We start from the raw sequence: 19573 nt of genomic DNA on the forward strand, positions 1-19573 counted from the left end.
GCGTTAATAGAAAATTTATTAACCTATTTTTAATATTTTTATATAAAAATTATTCTATATATTTATATAATCACTTCACCACCGAAACCGCTTTAATAAGTACATAAACCCATTGCTGAGGTTGTAATTTTAGTTCTTGTCTTGACCACTTGCTAATACTTGCCCAAATTTTATGTTCAGCAATGTTTAACTCAATATCCACTTGATCTTCTTTGCTTTCAATTTTATTAATTTGACCTTGTAAAATATTGCGAATACTGGTGTGTTGAGGTAACTCAAGGGAAAGAGAGACATCTGAGCTATTAATACAAACTTTAACATTATTACCTATGGGTTGTTCAATGGCTTTTACCCATAAACGTTGTTGCCCATTTAGCCCATCAAGGGCTAATGCAGTCATATTATAAAGGGGGTGATGATAAGAAATAGGTAAACAAAATACCGAGCGTTGTTCTAAGTCTTGCTGTTTCCAAGGTGAAAATAGAGGGTTATGCCATAAATTCTCAAGGGCTTCATAAGCTAATACTTTGCCTGTTTGCATTAAAATCACTTGATCCGCTAACCGAACAAGCTCATCTAAACTATGTGTCACGTATAAAATTGGAATATTGATGTCTTTTGTGAGGCGTTCTAAATAAGCCATTAGCTCATTTTTACGAGGTAAATCCAATGCTGATAAGGGTTCGTCCATTAATAGAATTTCAGGATCGGATAATAAAGCTCGCCCTATGGCTACTCGCTGTTTTTCGCCACCTGATAAGGTATTAGGATAACGAGATAATAAAGGTTCAAGCCCTAATAAGTTGATAATATGCTTGAATTTTTGTTTATCTCGTTGTTTAACCCCATAAAGTAGATTGCCTTTTACCTTATAATGTGGAAATAAACGGGCATCTTGGAAAACATAGCCTATATGACGTTTATGTACCGCTAGACATTGCTTATCATCAACTAAAACTTGTTGATTGAGTATGATTTTTCCTTCATCAGGTTGTAATAAACCGCTGATTAAATTGATTAAGGAAGATTTTCCCGACCCCGATAAACCAAAAATTGCGGTAACGCCTTGGGCGGGAATAGTCACATTGACATCAAGTAACATTGCTCCTAATTGTTTTTTGACGTTAATTTGTAACATAATGATTTCCTAGACGTTTTTGCATTCTTTTTGCTAACCATTCTGATAACAATAAGGCAATGAGGGATAATATAATGGCAAAGAAGCAAAGCCTTGCGGTTTGGGCTTCTGCCCCGGGAGTTTGAATAAAGGCATACATTGCCAAAGGGATTGTTTGGGTTTCGCCCACAATGTTGGAAACAAAGGTAATGGTTGCCCCAAATTCCCCTAGAGAGCGAGCAAATCCCAATATTACGCCAGCTAACACACCGGGTAAGGATAAGGGTAATGTAATGGTAAAAAAGACACGCCAACCTGAGGCACCTAATGTGGCAGCGGCTTGTTCTAACTTAAGATCAATACTTTCTAAAGACAATCTGATAGCTCGTACCAGCAACGGAAAAGCCACCACCGCTGAGGCTAATACTGCCCCTTTCCAGCTAAACGCAAAGCTAATGCCAAACCAATGAAATAAATATTTGCCAATAAAGCCATTGCGTCCCATAGCAACAAGTAAAAGATAACCGATCACAACGGGTGGCAAAACTAAGGGTAAATGGATAATACCGCTTACAAAAGATTTTCCCCAAAACTTTTTGCGAGCTAATAACCAAGCCACCAATATAGCAACAGGTAAACTCCATAGCATTGCATTAAGCGCAACGGATAGGCTTAACCTAATGGCATTGATTTCCACGTTAGTTAAGCCTAATTGCATTAAAAACTCTGTCACGTTATATCCATTTTTATTGTCTTATTTTCAATTCAAAGCCACGATAAAATCACAAAATTTCAGTGAAAAATTTATGAATTTAACCGCACTTTTGTTACTGAGCATTATTTTATGGAAAAACCATAATGGGTAAAAATATTTTTTGCGGTTGGCGATTGTAAATAGTGATAAAAAGCCTCTACCTCAGGGTTATCACGTCCCTTTAAAATCGCCATAGGATACTCAACCGCCGTATAAGATTCTTGCGGAAATACCCCGACAATTTTAACTTTATCACTAACTTTAGCATCCGTACCATAAACAACCCCTAAAGGCACTTCTGCTCGTTCAACTAATGCCAAAGCAGCACGCACATCTTTTCCTCTTGCTAATTTATTTGCAACCTGATCCCATAAATTTAAATAGACTAACGATTCTTTCAAGTATTGCCCTGCTGGGACGTGATCAGGATCGCCCACTGACAAAAATTGTTGATCTAAGAGAGGTAACCATTCACCTTGTGGAATATTTACCTCCGTTAAGGTTGAACTTATTGGTGCAATAAGAACCAAATCATTACCTAACAACAATTTTTCACTGCTTTTTTGCGTAAATCCTTGTGCAGAAAGATGCTGTAACCATTTATTATTCGCTGAAATAAAAATATCGGCAGGCGCCCCTTGTTCAATTTGCTTGGCTAAAGTTGAAGAAGAAGCAAAAGAAAAGACCAACTCATTATTTGGATATTCTTTCTCATAGGCTACAGCAATATCTTGTAGCGCATTGGTTAAAGATGCGGCGGCATAAACCGTAGTTTTCGCATTTACCACAGAACTGATTAACAGCGTAAATAAGGCAAAAATCACCCCTAACTTTTTCTTAATAGATAACATGGCTTTTCCTCTTTTAGTTATATAACAAAAAATATATGTAAATTATTATATAATGAATTAAAAAATAAAAGCTACTGTATAAGCTAAAATTATTCTAAAATATCCCTATTTTTCAAAGTATCATTGTTTCACATTAAATTGAAACGACGATAACAACGCTAATGATAAGAGCATAATGATGTCAGTAAAGTTTACACCAGAACATAGTACAGATAATGAAATATTATTAAGTATAAAACGCCATCAACAATTATTTGTTGATCCAAAACGGATTCGTTTATTACAAGAAATAGCACAATGTGGCTCTATTAACCAAGCGGCTAAAAATGCCAAAGTCAGCTATAAAAGCGCTTGGGATCACCTGCAAGCAATGAATGACATTAGCCCAAAACCTTTATTGGAACGCAATACTGGGGGCAAAAATGGTGGCGGAACACAACTTACTCAATATGCAATTCGCCTACTTCAGCTTTATGAGTTATTAATACAAACTCAACAAAAAGCCTTTGAAATATTACAAGATGAAAGTATTCCCTTAACCAATATACTTAATGCCACTGCTCGATTTTCCTTACAAAGTAGCGCCCGTAATCAATTATTTGGTAAAGTAAAAATTATTGAGCAACATAATGCTCAAACCCTTATCGGTATTGATATTGCGGGGCTGAGCCAACTTATTTATGCCACAATTACCCAGAAAAGTGCGGTGCGTTTACAATTAATTTTGAATAAAGAAATTATGCTTATGTTTAAAGCACCTTGGTTAAAATTATCCACTCAACAGCCCACTCCCTTAACGCGTAAAAATAGCTTTAAAGGACAGATTAGTGCGATAACAACCCAAGGAACCCATCAAGAAATTGTTGTACAAGTAGGCAATGACATTGAATTTTGTGCATTAGTTAATAAACCAAATGATTTTCAACTTAATCAAGTTGTTTGGACATATATTGAACCTGAATCTATTATTTTGGCTGGGTTGTTGTGATTAGTTTTAAATAAATTTTTAGAAACTACTTATTTTTTGATTAAAATATCAACATATAATACAGGATGATTAAACATACCAACACTATATTACCTTAAAACAGAACCTATACTAGGAGGTCCTCTATGAAACTCTATGTTTACGATCATTGCCCATATTGTGTACGGGCTCGAATGATTTTTGGTTTAAAAAAATTACCTGTTGATCTTATTATGGTACTCAATGATGATGAACAAACACCTGTAAATTTAATTGGCAAGAAAGCGGTGCCTATTTTAATCACTGATGAAGAAAAAGCCATGCCTGAAAGTCTTGATATTGTTTGCTATGTTGATAGCCATTATGGCACAAAATGTTTGTTAGACAATGTAAGACCAGAAATTGAAAATTGGATCTCTAAAGCAAGCCAATATGTGAATTATTTATTATTACCACGTTTTATTAAACTGGGTTTACCTGAATATCAAACCCAATCTGCTGTTGATTATTTTGTGAAAAAGAAAACGGAAGCTATCGGTGATTTTGACACTCATCAATCAAAAACAACCGAATATTTAACAAGGTTACATCGAGATTTGGAAGAACTCTCGGCATTATTCATTAATGATGAGGCGGTCAATGGGCATCTTTCCTATGAAGATATTTTATTATTCCCAATATTACGTAACTTAACCTGCGTAAAAGGTTTAATACTCCCAACTAATATCGCACAATATGTGGCAAATATGGCTGTCGCAAGCCGTATTGATCTTTATTATTCTAAAGCCTGTTAAAATGATAAAGTGTGATTGATTTTTTCTCTGCTCCCCAAAAGCTGGACTAAACGACCAACCGATTAAGGAGCAGTTTTCTATGAAAAAATACAATCAAACATTTAAACGTCAAAATATCAATTTTTATAGTCATTTCAATTTAAAATGAGACAAGACAGTACGTTGAATACAGTATAAAGCGTACGACAAAGCGTACCAATTTTATATCACTTTAAAGTAGAATGACGATATAAAAGCTTTTTTCTAAAATTATCGCCGAATATTTGACCCTAACCCAAAATCCGACTAAAATTCGTCAGTTTTATGGATATTTAACTCGTATAAATTGGAGTATATTATTTTAACCTATATTAAAAAATTATTTGGCAATAAAAAAAATGCTGTGATTCAAAATATGCCAAGCGAAGAACAAAATGACAGCGTATGCCAAATGCCTCAACAGATTGAAATGGAACCTGCTGTAACAACAGTAACCACAAAAAATGTTATTAAAGCCAGCTCACAAGGGATTAGTCCTCGCCTTATCAGCAAAAATGCCCTAACAGTGGTAGAAAAGCTCCAACGTCATGGCTTTGAGGCTTATGTTGTCGGTGGTTGTTTACGAGATATTTTATTGGGTAAAAAACCCAAAGATTTTGATATTGCTACCAATGCTCGTCCAGAGCAAATTCAAAAAATATTTTTGCGTCAATGCCGTTTAGTTGGACGCCGTTTTCGTTTAGCACATATTATGTTTGGTCGAGATATTATTGAAGTGGCTACCTTTCGTGCTAATCACGAAAATAACCAAAATAAAAACCAAGCTCGCCAAAGTGCGGAAGGTATGTTGTTAAGAGATAATGTTTATGGCACGTTAGAACAAGATGCGGCACGCCGAGATTTTACCGTTAATGCGTTTTATTATGATCCACAACGTAATCAATTACATGATTACTATCAAGGGATTAATGATCTAAAAGCAGGGAAATTACGGCTTATTGGTGATCCTGTTACCCGTTATCAGGAAGATCCTGTTAGAATGTTGCGTTCCATTCGTTTTATGGCAAAACTGGATATGTTTTTAGATCAAGCAAGCCAAGCGCCCATTAAGCGTTTAGCACCTTTACTGAAAAACATTCCGCCAGCGCGTTTATTTGATGAGTCATTAAAGTTATTGCAGGGAGGCTATGGGATAAAAACCTATGGTTTATTGCGTCAATTTGGTTTATTTGAACAACTTTTTCCTGCCTTAATGCCATATTTTACTGAGCGACAAGATAGCTTTGCTGAACGTATGATCATAACAGCATTAACCTCAACGGACGAACGTATCGCCGATAATTTACCCATTAATCCCGCTTTCCTGTTTGCGGCTTTCTTTTGGTATCCATTGCGTGAAAAAGTAGAGGTGCTAAAAAATGAGGGAGGCTTAAATAATCATGATGCCTATGCCTTAGCCAGTAATGAAATCATCGATTTGCTCTGTGCTTCCTTAGCCGCACCACGCCGTCATACTGGCGTGATTCGAGATATTTGGGCATTACAATTACAATTTGTAAAACGTACAGGAAAAAATCCTGAACGAATAATGGCTCACCCAAAATTCCGAGCCGCTTTTGATTTATTGGCAATGCGAGCTAATATTGAAGGTGGGGAATGTATTGAGCTGGTTACTTGGTGGCATGAATATCAGCTCAGTAATCCTCAACAGCGAGACTATTTAGTTAAAGAACAACAAAATCTTTCGCCAAAACCTAAGCGAAAAAAATACTATCGCCGAAAATATAAAAATAAAAGCAAAAAAGTATGAGAAACCAAGTTTATATCGCTTTAGGAAGCAATTTAGCTCAACCTATTCAACAATTAAATCAAGCTTTACAAGCCATTGCTCATTTGCCCAATACACAGCTAAACAGGGTAAGTTCATTCTATCAAAGTAAACCCCTTGGGCCTCAGGATCAACCTGATTATGTGAATGCAGTGGCTTGTATTATCACAGATTTTGCTCCCTTTGAATTGCTTGAGCAACTGCAAAAAATTGAACAGCAACAAGGACGAATACGCTTACGCCGTTGGGGAGAGCGGACTTTGGACTTAGATATTTTGTTATATGATGATTTGGTATTACAAACAGAGCGGCTCACAATTCCTCATTATGATATGCAAAATCGTGAGTTCGTGATTATTCCTCTTATTGAAATTGCCCCTGATTTAATCTTGCCTAATGGAAAAAAACTGAAAGATCTCGCTGAAAAATTTGTAGGGCATAGTATGTTACTAATATCATCTGATACCACACTTAAACCAGATCTGTTCTAGAATAAAAAAATTTTCTAGAACAGAATCATTAGGGCTTACTACTTCCCAACCTCAACCCATTTACCATCAACATAATCTACACGCCATTTTGTCGCTTTACCCTCTTTTTCTGAAGTAACATATTGGCGTTTTTCTTTTCGGCTAAAACGAATAATTGCTTCATTCCCCTCTGGATCTTGTTGAGGGGCTTGAGCTAAATAAGCCAGTTTTTCAGGCAATCTCTCTTGATATTTTGCGAGTTCTGAGACTTTAGCGGCACGAGTTTCACGAGATTTTGGAAAATTATGTGCCGACATAAATACACCGCTGGCGCCATCTCGCAATACAAAATACGCATCGGATTTTTCACATTTTAGTTCAGGAAAAGGAATCGGATCTTCTTTTGGTGGTGCAACTTCGCCATTTTTTAGAATTTTGCGTGTATTATCGCAGTTTGTACAAGCCATATATTTGCCAAAGCGTCCTAGTTTTAAATGCATATCCGCACCGCATTTATCACATTCAACCACAGGGCCATCGTAGCCTTTAATTTTGAAGCTACCTTGTTCAATAATATAGCCATCACAATTTGGATTATTACCACAAATATGCAATTTACGTTGCCCATCAATAAGATAACTATCCATTGCCGAACCACATTTTGGACAACGTTTACGTGCCATCAAGGCTTTGGTTTCACTGGCATCATCAAGGACATTAAGTAACTCAGCCTCAGGAATTAAATTTATGGTCGTTTTGCACCGCTCTTTTACAGGCAAGGCATAGCCTGTACAACCTAAAAATACCCCTGTGCTGGCGGTACGAATCGCCATAGGACGCCCACAAGTAGGGCAACTAATTTCTGTTGGTACAAGGCTATTAGGTTTCATTCCCCCTTCAAGCTCATCAAGCTCCGCTTGACTTAATTGAGCAGAAAAATCTTTAAAGAATTGATTTAATTCCGTTTTCCAATTTTTATTTCCCTTAGCGATTTGATCGAGAACATCTTCCATATTGGCAGTGAAATCATAATTCATCAATTCTGCAAAGGATTGGTTAAGGCGATCAGTAACAATCTCGCCCATTTTTTCCGCATAAAAACGGCGATTTTCGCTGCGAACATAACCTCGTTCTTGAATAGTAGAAATAATGGTGGCATAAGTAGAAGGGCGACCAATTCCTCGCTTTTCAAGCTCTTTAACTAAAGAAGCCTCAGTAAATCTAGCAGGGGGTTTAGTAAATAACTGCTCTGGTTGAACAAGGTTAAGTTGTAATCTCTCGTTAATGCTAAGCGTAGGCAATTCTTTATCTTCGGCGGATTTACTTAAGGCTGGCAATACTTTTGTCCAACCGTCAAAACGCAAAATACGTCCCTTGGTTTTTAATCCATATTCGCCCGCCATCACAGTAACGGTACTGCTATCATATTGTGCGGCTGGCATTTGACAAGCCAAAAACTGACGCCAAATTAAATCGTATAAACGTACGGCATCTTTATCCATTTCTTTTAAATGCTCAGCCAAGGTATTCACATCAGAAGGGCGAATCGCCTCGTGAGCTTCTTGGGCATTTTCTTTGCTGGAATAAAAGTGCGGTTTCTCTGGCAAATATTTTTCACCAAATTGGCTTTGAATATAATTTCTTGCCATAGTTAATGCGTCTTGGCTCAGGTTGGTTGAGTCAGTACGCATATAAGTAATATAGCCTGCCTCATATAAACGTTGTGCCAACATCATGGTTTTTTTCACACCAAAACCTAATCGGGTGCTAGCCGTTTGTTGCAAGGTTGACGTAATAAAAGGTGCTTTCGGACGAGAACTTGTTGGTTTTGTTTCCAACGAAGTCACCACATAATCCGCTTGTGATAAAAAATCTGTGGCAATTTGCGCCTGCTGTTCATTTTTAGGCTCAAATTTTTTCCCTTGAAATTCAACTACATCAAGGTTAAGTAATTGATGTTGACTTGTTTGCGTTTGGACAGAAATTTGCCAATATTCCTCAGGATTAAAGGCTTTAATTTCTCGTTCACGCTCCACCAATAATTTTACTGCAACGGATTGTACACGCCCTGCCGATAAGCCCCTTGCCACTTTTTTCCATAGCAATGGAGAAACCATAAATCCCACTACCCGATCGAGAAAACGGCGTGTTTGTTGGGCATTAACCCGATCCATATTTAATTGTTCAGGTTTATCAAAGGCTTGTTGAATAGCATTTTTGGTAATTTCATTAAATACCACTCGGCTAAAACGTTGATCATCACCGCCAATCACCTCTTTTAAATGCCAAGCAATCGCTTCTCCCTCTCTATCCAAATCGGTAGCCAAATAAATATGCTCCGCTTTTTTAGCAAGGCTTTTAAGCTCACTCACCACTTTTTCTTTACCGGGTAAAATTTGATAATTGGCTTGCCAATCGTGATAAGGATCAATGCCCATACGTTTTACTAAGGCATTACGCTCTTTTTCCTGTTTCATTTTCTGCTTTTGTTCTACACTCAAGCCTTTTGTTGAAACGGGTTTTGCCTTTTCGCCCGTAGATGTCCCCGCCGTAGGTAAATCACGAATATGTCCCACACTTGATTTAACAATATAATCTTTGCCTAAATATTTATTAATTGTCTTCGCTTTGGCTGGCGATTCCACAATGACCAATGATTTGCTCATTTTTATTCCTAACGATAATAATAAGAAAAGATATGAGGCGTTTTATTTGCATTTTTATCTGTTTTTATCCAAAATTCTCATATCGCCAAAATGTAATAGATTTGGGCGCAACAATAGCAAGGATTAATTATAATTACAACCCAAAGGCAATAAAATGGATAAACTTAATGCGATTTCAGTGTTTTGTCGAGTGATTGAAAGCCAAAGTTTTACTCAAGTGGCACAACAAATGAATATTTCTGTGGCAATGGTAAGTAAATTGATTTCTCAACTTGAGGAACAACTTAAAACCCGCTTATTACAACGTACCACACGCAAAATTACCCCTACTGAGGCAGGGCAAATTTATTACCAACGTTGTTTATCCGTATTAATGGAATTGGAAGAGGCGGACGCCAGTATTGCTAACCATAATTCCGCATTACAAGGAAATTTATCTGTGTCAGTGCCGAGAGAGTTTGGTATGCGTTTTATTACCCCCAATCTCGCCAAGTTTTTAAATGCACACCCTCATTTACACGTCAATATTGAATATACCGATCGCAAAGTGGATTTAATTAGTGAAGGCTATGATCTGGCTCTACGCATTGGACAGCTTACCGAAAGCACCCTTGTGGCGAAAAAAATTGCCTCTTCCTCCATGCATATCGTTGCCTCTCCACATTATTTAGCACAAAAAGGCGTCCCCACTACGCCCGAAGCACTAAGCCAACATGATTGCCTTATCTATAAACTCAATTACAGCCTAATTTGGGCATTACAAAAAAATCACCAACATTATCAAGCCAAAGTGAATGCGAAATTTACCAGTAACAATGGCTTAGTCTTAGTAGAAATGGCAAAAGCGGGCTTAGGGATTATCAATAGCCCACTTTTCTTTATTGAACAAGAATTACGCTCAGGGGAGTTAGTTGAACTCCTAACGGATTACCAACAAGACACCATTGATATTCATGTGGTTTATCCTCATCGCCGTTACCTCCCCGCCAAAGTGCGTGCCTTTATTGATTTTTTAACCGAGTTAAAACTATGTCAAACCAACTAACTTCCTCTTGGATCGTCATCACTGGCGGAGCAAAACGTATCGGCTTTGCCCTTGCTCAACATTTTGCCCAACAAGGAAAAAACGTGCTGATTTCCTACCGCACTTTTTATCCACAACTGGCTCAATTACAAGCGTTAAAGGTCGTTACCTTACAAGCCGATTTTTCCAATGAACAAGGCATTATGCAATTTGCTGAACAAGTTCAACAGCGATGTCCGCAAATCCATTGCTTAATTCATAATGCCTCAAGCTGGCAAGCGGAGCAGGATCAGCCCATAAACCAGCTAGGGCAACTTATGGGCGAAATGCTCCAAATTCATGTAAAAACCCCTTATTTACTCAATCAATATCTCGCCCCGTTATTAGAGCAGACAACATCGACAAGTAATATTATTCATATTAGTGATTATGTCGCCAAGAAAGGCAGTGCCAAGCATATTGCCTATGCAGCGAGCAAAGCCGCAATGGAAAATTTAACCCGTAGTTTTGCACAAAAATATGCCCCTAAGATTAAAGTAAATAGCATTGCCCCCGCATTGATTGCCTTTAATACCGATGATCCCCCAGATTATCAACAAAAAGCACAACAAAAATCTTTAATGCAAAAATGTGGCGGCTATCAAGAAATGATTTTAGCCGTAGAATATTTAATGAAAAGCGATTATGTGACAGGCACTTGCCTAGCCGTTGATGGCGGTCGTTATTTAAAATAAAAATAATCTCAAAACAGACCGCACTTTGTTTATAAAGTGCGGTTGTCTTTTATTTAAATTCTGCCCAAACAGGAGCGTGGTCGGAAGGTTTTTCCATTGCACGAATATCCAAGGCAATGCCTGTTTGCACACAACGTTGTGCTAGGGCTTGGTTTGCCAAAATATGATCAATGCGTAAACCTCGATTATCATCAAAGCCTTTAGAACGGTAATCAAACCACGAAAATTGATCATTAACTAAAGGATTTAAATGACGGAACGTATCCACCAAACCTTGATCATATAAACGTTGATACCATTCTCTCTCTTCAGGTAAAAATGAGCATTTTCCTGTCCGCAACCAACGTTTACGGCTTTCTTCACCAATACCAATATCTAAATCCGTTGGGCTAATATTCATATCGCCCATAATAATCACATTATCACTTGGCAAATCTTGTTGAATATAACGAAGTAAATCTTGATAGAATTTTTCTTTTGCCGGGAATTTCGTTTCGTGCTGGCGTGATTCACCCTGTGGAAAATAGCCATTAATCACTGTTAAAGATCCCATTTCTGTCTCAAAATCCGCCATAATAATGCGTCTTTGTGCATCTTCCTCATCAGTAGGAAAACCTTTTCTCACTGCTTTAGGCTGTTGCTTTGTTAATAAGGCTACCCCATAATGCCCTTTTTGCCCATAATGAAACACATGATAGCCTAAATGTTCCACTAACTCATAAGGAAAGGCTTCATCCGCCACTTTAATTTCTTGTAAACCCAATACATCGGGCTGATATTGCTTAACAACGGCTTCTAATTGGTGTGGCCTTGCTCGTAATCCATTAATATTAAAAGAGATAAATTTCATGATAAAATCCTAATCCTAAAAAGGACTGATTATACCTGATTGCCAAAAAGTTGCCTACCCACAATATTTATCGCATAAAAATCAAACCAACGCAGTTTGCATATAACCTAACCGATCAATATTGGTAAGATAATGCCCTAATTCTTGTTCTTCAGGTTTATAAAGATAAGGGATTTCCCCTAATAAAGGTGCATCAATTTTTTGCGATAAAATATCAATCACTTCCGCATAATGCCCAAGGCAAGGATTAATTCGGTTTGCTACCCAACCGAGTAAAGGCACTCCCATGTGAAGAATAGATTGTGCCGTTAATAAACCATGATTGATACAGCCTTCTTTTATACCAACCACCAAAACCACTGGCATATTACGATCCTTTACCCAATGAGCAAAACTTTTTTCTCGGTTAATGGGGGTCAACCACCCAAAAGTCCCCTCCACCAAAACGGATTGATAATTATTGACTAAATGATCTAAATGCTGATTAATTTTGTTGAGATCCACAAGATCTTGGCAAGCCAAGGTAAGCATTTGCGATTGTTCAAAGGTATAACTATTTGCTTGCTCATAAGACAAATTTTCTCGGCTACTATTAAGCAATATTTTTACGTCAAGGTTATCTTGTTGATGAGGCAAATTCTCTGAATAGGGTTGCGATTCGGCATAAACATTATCATTGGCATTATAGGCAATGGGTTTATAGCCCACGATTTGAATATTTTGTTGCTGTAACGCTTGAATAATCGCACGACTAGCAATCGTCTTCCCCACATTGGTATCCGTTCCTGTAATAAAAAAACTACTCATTTTTAATACTCCCCTTCATTTAAGTGGAAGGATTGTAAAAGAATTTGTCATTAAAAAAGTTGAGCTAACACAAATTTTTGTTGAATAGTCATAAGATTGTTAATGTGATTTTAAATAGTTACGAACTATAAGCCAAAGACTATGCTTTACCCAAAACTAATTTCGCCTGTTCAAGCTTGTTGTATTTGCTCATCAGTAATCTCTATACTAATATTCTACGAGCCTCACTATGCACTTATTTATGTTGATTATTTATGTTGATTACTAAATAAACTTAACGCTGTTTGCATAACATTCATGCTCGTTAGCGCATTGCTATCTACCGAAACACTAACACTTTGCGTTTCTAATTTTCTGTGATTTTGAGTATCTTGTAAAACTATACTGCCTGTTCTAAAAGGATTTTTCTCCGCCTCTGCTTAGCTGGTAATTAAAATCTCCTTTAATTGGCTATGACCTTTGACATTGACGTTAAGCTGTAAAAACTCAAGCTCTAACATTGCTTTTTTTTGCTTTACTCTTTTAAGTATTTCCCATAAAACTGAAAAACATTCCTCTTGATAGGCTTCTAAGCGTTCTTTCAAGCCTGCTCTCACTTTATTAGGATTCACCGAAAGTAACCAACCATTTAATTTTGAAATAGGCATACAGAGTTTTTTATATCTTTTTCCGTTTTTCCCGTTGTAGTAATATGAGTAAAACTGAACTTACTTGACTGATCGATTAATTTTCTATGTTGAGACTTCCAATCAAGTCCAATCCCTTCAACAATCTCACGCATAGCAACATAGGCTACACCATTGTCATCCACTAATGTGATTTGTTGTCCTAAAAATTCTTCTTTTAATGTTTCCATATGATATTCCTTTTGTGGGTTAGAAAAATTATTGTTTTTAGGGCTGAACTAGATAACTGACAAATTTCCCACTTAGGATACAATAGTTCAATGAGAAAAAGTCGTCTAAGTCAATATAAACAACACAAACTTATTGAGCTTTTCGTGGCAGGCATTACGGCACGAACAGCCGCCGAACTGAATGTCAATAAAAATACAGCAGCCTTTTATTTTCATCGCTTACGGTTACTCATTTATCAAAATAGTCCTCATTTAGAAATGTTTGAGGAAGAAGTTGATGAAAGTTATCTTGGTGGTGCTCGTAAGGGTAAACGAGGACGTGGTGTCGCAGGTAAATTCGCTGTATTCGGGCTTTTGAAGCGTAATAGTAAGGTTTATACTGTTGCTGTTCCTAATACAAAATCAGCGATATTACTGCCTATTATTCGAGAAAAAGTAAAACCTGATAGTATTGTTTACACCGATACTTATCGCAATTATGATGTACTTGATGTGAGTGAATTTAGTCATTTTCGCATTAATCACAGCACACATTTTGCTGAACATCATAACCATATTAATGGCATTGAGAATTTTTGGAGTCAAGCAAAACGTTATTTGCGTAAGTTTAATGGTATTCCTAAAACCCATTTTGAGCTATATTTAAAAGAGTGTGAATGGCGTTTTAATCACAGTAACATAAAGTCTCAAATTCCCATTTTAAAACAATTAGTTAAGAGTAATTTGTTCTAGTTATCTAGTACAGCCCCTTTATTTAAAATAAAGATCAGAAATCTCTCTTGCGGATCTAGTCGGTTCATTGCGTGCCATTGCGATGATTCCTTGTTACATTAGTCCTGATATTCAGGAAATAACTCACTTTTAGGGAGGCCTGTAACCTTTTTCCATTTATCAGCTGAAATATCTTGAGTAGAGATTTTTCCACCTGATTTTTTTATGCGATAAATAAATTGAGAGGTTTTACCTAAGGATCGAGCTAATTTAACTTGTGAACCAGCTGCCTTTATTGCTTTCTCAATAGGTGTCATATTTTCCTCAATATATAATTTAAATCAATCAACTAGATTGTAAATTCAATATTTAATTATGCAAATATCTAATTTATTGAAAAATTAAATCTTTTGTTTAAACTTGCTAAAAAATGGAGAATGGAATGGATAGAGATCAAATTGTTATTAACCGCTTAAAACAGCTGATTAATGAAACTGGTATTAGCAAAGCGGAACTAAGTCGGATAGCTAAAAAGACCCCTCAAGCAGTGAATAACTGGTTTAATAATGGAAAAATCAGCGTAGCCTCTGCTAGACTGATTTGCGATAAATTAGGTTATTCTGTGAATTGGCTATTAGGAAGTGAAAAAGCATTAAATAAGCCTGATGTTGCTATTATCGAAGACAAAGATTATAGCGATACGCATATTAAAATCGATTTATACGATATTAAATTATCAGCAGGGACAGGAAAAGGCTGTGTTGTTGAATGGGTACCGAGAAAATCCGAAGAACCTTTATTATTTCGTCAGGCGTGGTTTAAGCATAAATATGTATTCCCAGATAGCTGTAAAGCCATGTATGTCAGAGGACACAGTATGGCCCCTGTCTTAAAAGATTGGGATACAGTTATTGTAAATATCCATGATACAGAAATCGCAGATGGTGAAGTTTATGCACTGATTTATAAAGAGAACTTTTATATTAAACAAGTTGTCCGCAATGGAGATAAAATTACCCTAATCAGCTTTAATCCTGATTATGATCCGATCGATATTTCAGGTGATCAATTAAAAGATTTACAAATTGTTGGACGTCAAATTTGGCGTGGTGGTTGAGCGTAGGCAAATTTTATAGATATTCTGGATACTTGGCGACTGATTGGGTGTTCTGGTATTCGGTTTTGTTGTGATGGGGTAATGTTGGCTAAATCTAGCATAATAATTGAATATAAATATCAGTAAATATTTTTATGACTTATGATTAGTTAATATAGGAATTTTCTATAGAGATTTTATATAAAAAGATATTAAGGAGAGAGTAAATGAAAAAAACAATTAGCATTAATCGTCTATATTTAGATACAAAAAACCCTAGACATTCACCTATTGAAAAGCAAAAAGAAATAATTAAATCTCTAATAGAAAATGAAAAGATAAAGGATTTGGCAAAAGATATTTCAGAAGAAGGACTTACTAATCCTTTAGATCTGGTTGGTATTACGATTGAAAATAATAAAAGAATTGTTTTAGAAGGAAATAGACGTGTTTGTGCATTAAAATTACTTCTTAATCCAGAACTTGCCCCTAAAAAATATCAAAAATATTTTAATAAGCTAAAACAAAATATTAAGCAACCTATTAAAAAAATTATTGTCCATCAGTTTGACTCAAGGGATGAAGCTTCTCATTGGTTAGCAAAATTACACTCTGCAAGCTCAAAAGCAGCAAGGAAATCATGGAGTACCGAACAGCAAACTCGTTTTGAACAATCTACAAATGGGCAACCTAATCATGCTGCCGCATTAACTATTCTTGATTTCTCGCTAGAAAATAACCTTATTCAACCTGAACAGTCACAAAAAGTGATTACTACAATTACCCGTATGTTAAGCACTCCAGAAGTCCGAGAAGCATTTGGAATATTAACTAGCGTGAAAGAGCGTAATATCCAAATAAATATTCAACCAAAAGAATTTAAAGAAATATTAATTCAATACTTTAAAGATGTAGATAACAAAGAACATAATATAGGTTCACGTTCGACTAAAGTAGATAGATTAAAATATATTGAATATCTCAAGAATCATGGAAAAATTCCAAACGTCCGTTTATCTAATGGAATAAGTTTAATTTCAGGAATCGCATCAACAGGAAGTAAGCCTCCACAACAAACATCACCTACATCTACTACATTAGTAAAACCAAAACCTATAAAAAATCAATCTCAAGCAAAATCTAAAGAATCAATTATTGATTATGAATTATCAATTTCAGTTGATAAAATTCAATCTATTTACTTTGAAATCAAAGACAAATTAAATGTCCATATTACCCCTTATGCGACAGCTTCTTTATTACGAGCTTTAATTGAGCAAAGTTGTGACTATTTCCTAACTAAAACTAAAGGTATTCTATTTCACGACAAAGGAAAAACCACCTTAATTAATGAAAACTCCACATTAAGAGCAAAAATATTAGGTATTGCACAACATTTGGAAAAAGAGACATTATTAGAGCCGAAAGAATTAGCTATGTTAATTAATGAATGCGCAGATAAAAAAGATGGCACAGGTACACTCAACCTACTACATAGTATTTTACACAACTATGCTCATAATATTAATGCCGAGCAAATTATTAGTGCACATAACAATCTCAAACCATTTATTATCGCAATTTGGGAAAAATATTCCTGGCCAAATGGAAATTAGAAAGCTATAATAGCCGATATACTCTAAAAAATAAAGTTACGGCTATGCACTATACTCCATTACGTTATCCTGGAGGCAAATCCAAATTTGCTTCAACGATCAAACGAATTATTGAAAAAAATAATCTCACAGGACACTACATAGAACCCTATGCTGGCGGAGCCGGTGTTGCTCTAGATGTGTTATTTAGTGGTTATTGTACAGATATCCATATCAACGATTTTGACTTGGCTATTTATCATTTTTGGAAATCTATTACTGAACAAACGGAAGATTTTATCCGTTTAGTAAATGATACTAAAGTTACTATTGATGAATGGCATAAGCAAAAAATATTACTGAAACAATATGACTTATCGCCACTAAAACATGGTTTTGCTGCATTTTTCTTAAATCGAACTAATCGTTCAGGAATTCTAAAAGCAGGCGTTATTGGAGGATTAAAACAAACTGGTAATTACAAAATAGACTGTCGCTTTAATAAATCTGATTTAATTAAACGAATTGAAAAAATTGGGAATATGGCTAAACATATTCATGTATCTAACCATGATACAGAGATTTGGTTATCCACTATTGATAAACAAGTACCGGATAACTCTCTTATTTATCTTGATCCACCTTATTATGAAAAAGGGCAAGGATTATATCGTAATTTTTATAAGCATAATGATCATGCTGCAATATGCCATAAATTGGCCAATGTAAAAACGCCTTGGATTGTGTCTTATGATAATAATCTAAATATCAAAGAAATTTACCAACAATATCGCCAAGCAGAATATCAATTAAACTATTCAGCCAACAAAAAAATGAAAGCAACTGAAATAATTATTTATAGTGATAATTTGCTTCTATGACCACCTAATGGCGGTTTTCCTTTACTTACAACCTATAAAATCCCCTTATATCCAATAAACAAATCCCCTATATTCTCCTTTCTTACACATTCCCCCCCATTTTTCTGTGATTTCACTCACAAATCCATAAATTAATCAAAAATTTTTCAAATTATTTTCTCATATAAACCAACTATTTATTTACACCTTAAACAAACCTCATATTTACATATCAAATCAAATATTTACTTTTCATAAATTTATAATTTAATAAGCACATCAAAACAACACATCCGAGCAGGGAAACCGAGAGTAAGCAGAGACGGTGGATTAATGATAGAGATAAGTCAATCTCAACGCTCTTTAAAAAATCGAAATGAAATAAAAGCCCTGATGTACAGGGCTTGGGTAATAACTAAACTTTATAAATAGGTGTTTGTCGGTTAGTGTCCATAACAAGCTTGATACAATTCAAGCAATTTTGTTTGGTTGTATAACCTTCGCTTTGGGCAATCGGTTCGTGATTAGCCGCTTTTAATCGCCAGTACCATTGACTATTAACACCTTTGAAAATTTCAAAATACATAGAGGTAATCCTTATGCAAAAAGAAATGAAACGCTATGCAATTTCTTATTTATTCGATGGGAATAGATGATATTCAGATGTTTACGCCAACTCACTTGAATAAGCACAAGAAAAAGTCAAAGCAATGTCCCAAGCAACCATTGTTGGGGTTATCTATAACTCATTTTACGTGCCAGTAAAAGGAAAATCGTGGGTTGCAAGGTTAATTACCAAATTACTACAAAAATAGTGTTATTTCATCTTGATTTTATGCTCTTTAACAATTTATCCCAAAAAATATCGCTTGCCTGATGGTGAGAGTTAGTCAAAGTGTAGTAACAGACCTACCGCTCAACAGAATGGAATAAAGCCCAAACCAAGCGATATGCCACCTTGCGGAAATATTAGCAACGGCAATGAATCGTGAAGCCAAACGCAAGGTGAAAATATACGACAGGCAACTGTCGCTAATTCAAAGCACATTACACAGAAAACCAATGTAAGCTAGCACAGAAGGGAATGCTCTTAATGTGCATTGAAATGGAAAGAGAAAAGGAAAAATAAACCGCCCCAAAGGGGGTAAGAAATTAAGTATTTTTGCTCAAACAGCTCAACCGCTTGAATAATGAGTTGATTTTGTGGGATATTAAGTTGTTTACTTAATTGCTCGATTTTAGCGATAGTTGCAATGGGAAGTTTATAGCTTTTAGCTTTAACACCACGCTTTTCATCACTACGGGCTCTTATTTCATTCATTGACAATGCCATAAAAATCTCCTATGATTTGAATAACTGGGGGACTGGTACTCCCCCAGTAAGTTATCAAGTTAGTAAACTGGCAAAGACCAGAGTAATAAAACGATAACTAGGATAATACGGATTAACATATTATTATTCTCTTCATTGTAAGGTTTAAGCCTTACGCTCACTTTCAAGATATCCCCTTGAAAGTGAGATTATTGCATATCGGTATACCGATAAAATTAACAAATATTTTAAGAAAGCCCGCAATTTTTGTGGGCTTTTTTATTAATTTCAATAATCTCATC

At 35.8% G+C, this 19573-nt stretch carries 18 protein-coding genes and 3 pseudogenes; 11 read left to right on the plus strand and 10 right to left on the minus strand.

Annotation, left to right across the window (positions count from 1 at the left end):
- Positions 1–70: 70 nt before the first annotated feature.
- The 3 genes from modC to modA form a co-directional block, all read right to left on the minus strand.
- Positions 71–1138 carry a molybdenum ABC transporter ATP-binding protein ModC gene (modC, locus tag EV694_RS02670; protein ID WP_132688861.1) on the minus strand — a complete coding sequence of 356 codons (1068 nt, stop codon included), beginning with the start codon at positions 1136–1138 and terminating at the stop codon, positions 71–73.
- A complete protein-coding gene (modB, locus tag EV694_RS02675) occupies positions 1125–1835 on the minus strand; it encodes a molybdate ABC transporter permease subunit (RefSeq protein ID WP_165865491.1) in 711 nt (236 codons plus the stop codon). The genes modC and modB overlap by 14 nt, the downstream gene beginning before the upstream one ends.
- A gap of 119 nt (positions 1836–1954) precedes the next feature.
- Positions 1955–2722 carry a molybdate ABC transporter substrate-binding protein gene (modA, locus tag EV694_RS02680; RefSeq protein ID WP_132688864.1) on the minus strand — a complete coding sequence of 256 codons (768 nt, stop codon included), beginning with the start codon at positions 2720–2722 and terminating at the stop codon, positions 1955–1957.
- A 178-nt stretch (positions 2723–2900) separates the two neighbouring features.
- Between modA and EV694_RS02685 the strand changes: the two genes are divergently transcribed.
- The 4 genes from EV694_RS02685 to folK all read left to right on the plus strand — a co-directional run bounded on the left by EV694_RS02685 (position 2901) and on the right by folK (position 6781).
- Positions 2901–3710, plus strand: coding sequence for a TOBE domain-containing protein (locus EV694_RS02685; RefSeq protein WP_132688867.1), 810 nt, complete (start codon positions 2901–2903; stop codon positions 3708–3710).
- A 125-nt stretch (positions 3711–3835) separates the two neighbouring features.
- Positions 3836–4483, plus strand: coding sequence for a glutaredoxin 2 (grxB, locus tag EV694_RS02690; RefSeq protein ID WP_132688870.1), 648 nt, complete (start codon positions 3836–3838; stop codon positions 4481–4483).
- A 430-nt stretch (positions 4484–4913) separates the two neighbouring features.
- Complete coding sequence (pcnB, locus tag EV694_RS02695; RefSeq protein ID WP_132689221.1) at positions 4914–6272, plus strand: polynucleotide adenylyltransferase PcnB; 1359 nt, start codon at positions 4914–4916, stop codon at positions 6270–6272.
- Positions 6269–6781, plus strand: a complete 513-nt coding sequence (folK, locus tag EV694_RS02700) for a 2-amino-4-hydroxy-6-hydroxymethyldihydropteridine diphosphokinase (protein WP_132688873.1) — start codon at positions 6269–6271, stop codon at positions 6779–6781. Before pcnB ends, folK begins: the two co-directional genes overlap by 4 nt.
- A gap of 38 nt (positions 6782–6819) precedes the next feature.
- Here the strand turns inward: folK and topA are convergent, their stop codons facing one another.
- Positions 6820–9426, minus strand: coding sequence for a type I DNA topoisomerase (topA, locus tag EV694_RS02705; protein ID WP_132688876.1), 2607 nt, complete (start codon positions 9424–9426; stop codon positions 6820–6822).
- Positions 9427–9580: 154 nt separating this feature from the next.
- Here topA and EV694_RS02710 point away from each other — a divergent pair, with 154 nt between their 5' ends.
- On the plus strand, positions 9581–10471 hold the full coding sequence (locus EV694_RS02710) for a LysR family transcriptional regulator (RefSeq protein WP_132688879.1): 891 nt from the start codon (positions 9581–9583) through the stop codon (positions 10469–10471).
- Positions 10456–11184, plus strand: a complete 729-nt coding sequence (gene folM / locus EV694_RS02715) for a dihydromonapterin reductase (RefSeq protein WP_132688882.1) — start codon at positions 10456–10458, stop codon at positions 11182–11184. The genes EV694_RS02710 and folM overlap by 16 nt, the downstream gene beginning before the upstream one ends.
- A gap of 49 nt (positions 11185–11233) precedes the next feature.
- On the opposite strand, the gene xthA is transcribed toward folM, so the two are convergent.
- From xthA to EV694_RS11090, 3 genes and pseudogenes are all read right to left on the minus strand, one after another.
- Entirely contained in the window at positions 11234–12034 is an 801-nt protein-coding gene (gene xthA / locus EV694_RS02720) for an exodeoxyribonuclease III (protein ID WP_132688884.1), read from the minus strand.
- Between the two features lie 81 nt (positions 12035–12115).
- Complete coding sequence (gene bioD / locus EV694_RS02725) at positions 12116–12841, minus strand: dethiobiotin synthase (RefSeq protein ID WP_132688887.1); 726 nt, start codon at positions 12839–12841, stop codon at positions 12116–12118.
- Positions 12842–13260: 419 nt separating this feature from the next.
- Positions 13261–13697 (minus strand): annotated as a pseudogene (locus EV694_RS11090) (phage antirepressor N-terminal domain-containing protein).
- Between the two features lie 90 nt (positions 13698–13787).
- On the opposite strand from EV694_RS11090, the gene EV694_RS02735 reads away from it, so the two are divergent.
- Complete coding sequence (locus tag EV694_RS02735; protein ID WP_132688890.1) at positions 13788–14429, plus strand: IS1595 family transposase; 642 nt, start codon at positions 13788–13790, stop codon at positions 14427–14429.
- Between the two features lie 98 nt (positions 14430–14527).
- Here the strand turns inward: EV694_RS02735 and EV694_RS02740 are convergent, their stop codons facing one another.
- On the minus strand, positions 14528–14725 hold the full coding sequence (locus EV694_RS02740) for a helix-turn-helix domain-containing protein (protein WP_132688893.1): 198 nt from the start codon (positions 14723–14725) through the stop codon (positions 14528–14530).
- 125 nt (positions 14726–14850) lie between these two features.
- Here EV694_RS02740 and EV694_RS02745 point away from each other — a divergent pair, with 125 nt between their 5' ends.
- From EV694_RS02745 to EV694_RS02755, 3 genes are all read left to right on the plus strand, one after another.
- A complete protein-coding gene (locus tag EV694_RS02745; protein ID WP_132688896.1) occupies positions 14851–15525 on the plus strand; it encodes an XRE family transcriptional regulator in 675 nt (224 codons plus the stop codon).
- Between the two features lie 206 nt (positions 15526–15731).
- Positions 15732–17120 (plus strand): ParB N-terminal domain-containing protein, encoded by a 1389-nt coding sequence (locus tag EV694_RS02750; protein ID WP_132688898.1) that lies wholly within the window; start codon positions 15732–15734, stop codon positions 17118–17120.
- A gap of 44 nt (positions 17121–17164) precedes the next feature.
- Positions 17165–17980 carry a DNA adenine methylase gene (locus EV694_RS02755; protein ID WP_132688901.1) on the plus strand — a complete coding sequence of 272 codons (816 nt, stop codon included), beginning with the start codon at positions 17165–17167 and terminating at the stop codon, positions 17978–17980.
- A 394-nt stretch (positions 17981–18374) separates the two neighbouring features.
- On the opposite strand, the gene EV694_RS02760 is transcribed toward EV694_RS02755, so the two are convergent.
- Positions 18375–18545, minus strand: a complete 171-nt coding sequence (locus EV694_RS02760; protein ID WP_132688904.1) for a YegP family protein — start codon at positions 18543–18545, stop codon at positions 18375–18377.
- Between the two features lie 13 nt (positions 18546–18558).
- Between EV694_RS02760 and EV694_RS11095 the strand changes: the two are divergent.
- Positions 18559–18774: pseudogene (locus tag EV694_RS11095) on the plus strand (hypothetical protein).
- A gap of 347 nt (positions 18775–19121) precedes the next feature.
- On the opposite strand, the pseudogene EV694_RS02770 reads toward EV694_RS11095, so the two are convergent.
- Positions 19122–19292, minus strand: a pseudogene (locus EV694_RS02770) (ribbon-helix-helix protein, CopG family); the annotation flags it as partial.
- Between the last annotated feature and the right edge of the window lie 281 nt (positions 19293–19573).

The sequence above is a fragment of the Volucribacter psittacicida genome, from assembly GCF_004339025.1.
GTDB lineage: Bacteria > Pseudomonadota > Gammaproteobacteria > Enterobacterales > Pasteurellaceae > Volucribacter > Volucribacter psittacicida.

What these genes read in the sequence shown, in the direction of transcription:
- modC (WP_132688861.1), bottom strand. Translation starts at nt 1,138, where the DNA reads ATGTTACAAATTAACGTCAAAAAACAATTAGGAGCAATGTTACTTGAT.
- modB (WP_165865491.1), bottom strand. Translation starts at nt 1,835, where the DNA reads ATGCAATTAGGCTTAACTAACGTGGAAATCAATGCCATTAGGTTAAGC.
- modA (WP_132688864.1), bottom strand. Translation starts at nt 2,722, where the DNA reads ATGTTATCTATTAAGAAAAAGTTAGGGGTGATTTTTGCCTTATTTACG.
- EV694_RS02685 (WP_132688867.1), top strand. Translation starts at nt 2,901, where the DNA reads ATGTCAGTAAAGTTTACACCAGAACATAGTACAGATAATGAAATATTA.
- grxB (WP_132688870.1), top strand. Translation starts at nt 3,836, where the DNA reads ATGAAACTCTATGTTTACGATCATTGCCCATATTGTGTACGGGCTCGA.
- pcnB (WP_132689221.1), top strand. Translation starts at nt 4,914, where the DNA reads ATGCCTCAACAGATTGAAATGGAACCTGCTGTAACAACAGTAACCACA.
- folK (WP_132688873.1), top strand. Translation starts at nt 6,269, where the DNA reads ATGAGAAACCAAGTTTATATCGCTTTAGGAAGCAATTTAGCTCAACCT.
- topA (WP_132688876.1), bottom strand. Translation starts at nt 9,426, where the DNA reads ATGAGCAAATCATTGGTCATTGTGGAATCGCCAGCCAAAGCGAAGACA.
- EV694_RS02710 (WP_132688879.1), top strand. Translation starts at nt 9,581, where the DNA reads ATGGATAAACTTAATGCGATTTCAGTGTTTTGTCGAGTGATTGAAAGC.
- folM (WP_132688882.1), top strand. Translation starts at nt 10,456, where the DNA reads ATGTCAAACCAACTAACTTCCTCTTGGATCGTCATCACTGGCGGAGCA.
- xthA (WP_132688884.1), bottom strand. Translation starts at nt 12,034, where the DNA reads ATGAAATTTATCTCTTTTAATATTAATGGATTACGAGCAAGGCCACAC.
- bioD (WP_132688887.1), bottom strand. Translation starts at nt 12,841, where the DNA reads ATGAGTAGTTTTTTTATTACAGGAACGGATACCAATGTGGGGAAGACG.
- EV694_RS02735 (WP_132688890.1), top strand. Translation starts at nt 13,788, where the DNA reads ATGAGAAAAAGTCGTCTAAGTCAATATAAACAACACAAACTTATTGAG.
- EV694_RS02740 (WP_132688893.1), bottom strand. Translation starts at nt 14,725, where the DNA reads ATGACACCTATTGAGAAAGCAATAAAGGCAGCTGGTTCACAAGTTAAA.
- EV694_RS02745 (WP_132688896.1), top strand. Translation starts at nt 14,851, where the DNA reads ATGGATAGAGATCAAATTGTTATTAACCGCTTAAAACAGCTGATTAAT.
- EV694_RS02750 (WP_132688898.1), top strand. Translation starts at nt 15,732, where the DNA reads ATGAAAAAAACAATTAGCATTAATCGTCTATATTTAGATACAAAAAAC.
- EV694_RS02755 (WP_132688901.1), top strand. Translation starts at nt 17,165, where the DNA reads ATGCACTATACTCCATTACGTTATCCTGGAGGCAAATCCAAATTTGCT.
- EV694_RS02760 (WP_132688904.1), bottom strand. Translation starts at nt 18,545, where the DNA reads ATGTATTTTGAAATTTTCAAAGGTGTTAATAGTCAATGGTACTGGCGA.